This window comes from Devosia sp. (assembly GCF_036676215.1).
In the GTDB taxonomy this organism is placed as follows: domain Bacteria; phylum Pseudomonadota; class Alphaproteobacteria; order Rhizobiales; family Devosiaceae; genus Devosia.
This window is the reverse complement of sequence record NZ_JAKFDJ010000126.1, coordinates 1-2,020: the sequence shown is the minus strand read 5'-3', so window position 1 is coordinate 2,020 and position 2,020 is coordinate 1. Positions and strand designations below refer to the sequence as shown.

The 2,020-nt window shown below is 64.4% G+C and carries 3 protein-coding genes; all 3 read right to left on the bottom strand.

The annotated features are described in order from the left end of the window. Window positions 1–120: 30S ribosomal protein S11 (gene rpsK / locus V6M52_RS11460; RefSeq protein WP_332701115.1), on the bottom strand; the 120-nt coding region annotated here is incomplete at its 3' end. Window positions 121–129: 9 nt separating this feature from the next. Next, the gene (gene rpsM / locus V6M52_RS11455; RefSeq protein ID WP_332701114.1) at window positions 130–486 is read right to left on the bottom strand and encodes a 30S ribosomal protein S13; all 357 of its coding nucleotides are present in this window, start codon (window positions 484–486) and stop codon (window positions 130–132) included. A gap of 243 nt (window positions 487–729) precedes the next feature. Continuing rightward, on the bottom strand, window positions 730–2,020 hold a 1,291-nt coding region (gene secY, locus V6M52_RS11450; RefSeq protein ID WP_332701113.1), incomplete at its 5' end, for a preprotein translocase subunit SecY.

Genomic DNA, 2,020 nt, shown 5'->3' with positions numbered 1-2,020 from the left:
ATTGCCCTGGCGGTCGGTAATGGTGACGATGGTGTTGTTGAAAGAAGCTTGGACGTGGGCGATGCCGTCGGTGACGACTCGCTTGATCTTCTTCTTGGTCTTGACTGCCGGCTTGTTCATTGGCTGCCCTTACTTCTTGATGGCTTTGCGCGGACCCTTGCGGGTGCGGGCGTTGGTCCGGGTGCGCTGACCGCGCATCGGAAGGCCACGACGATGGCGCAGGCCGCGGTAGCAGCCCAGGTCCATCAGTCGCTTGATCGACATGCCGACTTCACGTCGCAGGTCGCCTTCGACCGTGTACTTCGCCACTTCGGCGCGGATGCGCTCGATGTCCGGCTCGGACAGGTCACGGATCTTCGTGGCAGGCGCCACGCCGGCCGCTTCACAAACAAGCTTCGACCGGGTACGGCCAATGCCAAAGATACTCTGCAGGCCCACCCAGACATGCTTCTGGACAGGCAGGTTGACACCCGCGATGCGCGCCATCAGGCGTTCTCCAACTTAAATTGAGCGCAGTGAATCGGAAATTGTACAAGGGCTCGGGGTTAATTTGAAGCCCCCCGGGTCAAAGACCCGGGAAACCCGGCATGGGGAGTGTGCCCATGCTCCGGCGACAGACTGGCACTGCCCTCCCCCTCCAGGGGTCGGACGCCCCGCGCTACTCCAGCGCAGGAACGGGTACCGGCCTATCCGCGCGCCAAGCCGCCGCGCGGACCGCCCATCGTTGGCTCAGCCGCGGGTAAGACCGCGACTGCCGCCTTTCAGATTTGCCTTCTTCATCAGGCTCTCGTACTGATGCGACATCAGGTGAGCCTGAATCTGGGCGGTGAAGTCCATCACCACCACAACCACGATCAGCAGCGACGTGCCGCCGAAGTAGAACGGGACCGACCAGAACGACCGGATCAGCTCGGGCAGCAGGCACACGAGGACCAGGTAGAGCGCACCGATCAGGGTCAGCCGGGTCAGCACGCCGTCGATGTAGTCGGCGGTCGCCTTGCCGGGGCGGATGCCCGGCACCAGGGCGCCAGACTTCTTGAGGTTGTCCGCCGTCTCCTGGGAGTTGAAGACCAGGGCGGTGTAGAAGAACGCGAAGCCGATGATCATCGCGCCGTAGAGCAGCATGTGCAGCGGCTCGCTGGGCGCCAGGGCCAGGCTAAGATTCTGCAGGGCCGCCATGAGCTGATCGCGCCACCCGTCGCCCGTGGGGGCGCCGGCCTGGCCGAACCAGGTGGACATGGTCGCCGGGAACATGATCAGGCTGGACGCGAAGATCGGCGGGATCACGCCGGCCATGTTCAGCTTGAGCGGCAGGTGCGAATTCTGGTTCATGTACGCCTGGCGGCCACCCTGGCGCCGGGCATAGTTCACGGTGATGCGGCGCTGGCCGCGCTCCATGAACACGACGAAGTACGTGACGCCAACCACCAGCGCCAGGATCACCAGGATCGCGAAGGCGCTGATCTCGCCGTTGCTGACCTGCTGGAAGGTGCTCAGGGCCGCGCCCGGCAGGCTGGCGACGATACCCGCGAAGATGATCAGCGAAATGCCGTTGCCGATACCGCGCTCGGTGATCTGCTCGCCCAGCCACATCAGGAAGATGGTGCCGGCCGTCAGCGCGACCACCGCGGTCAGGATGAAGCCCGGGCCCGGGGCGTAGACCACCGGGATGCCCGCGCCGGCGCTCTGGCCCTGCAGCATCGAGGCGATGGAGCCGGCCTGGACGATGGCGAGGAACACGGCGCCGATGCGCGAATACTGGGTCAGCTTGCGCCGACCGCTCTCGCCTTCCTTCTTCATCGCCTTCCAGGGCTCGTAGATCTGGCCCATGAGCTGCACGATGATGGAGGCGGAGATATACGGAACCACGTTCAGCGCGAACAGGCTGAACCGGTTCAGGGCGCCACCGGAGAACATGTTGAACATGTCCACGATGGTGCCCTTCTGGGTGTCCATCAGCCGCAGCATGGCTTCCGGATCGATACCCGGCACCGGGATGTAGCTGCCGATGCGGTAGACG

What these genes read in the sequence shown, in the direction of transcription:
- rpsM (WP_332701114.1), bottom strand. Translation starts at nt 486, where the DNA reads ATGGCGCGCATCGCGGGTGTCAACCTGCCTGTCCAGAAGCATGTCTGG.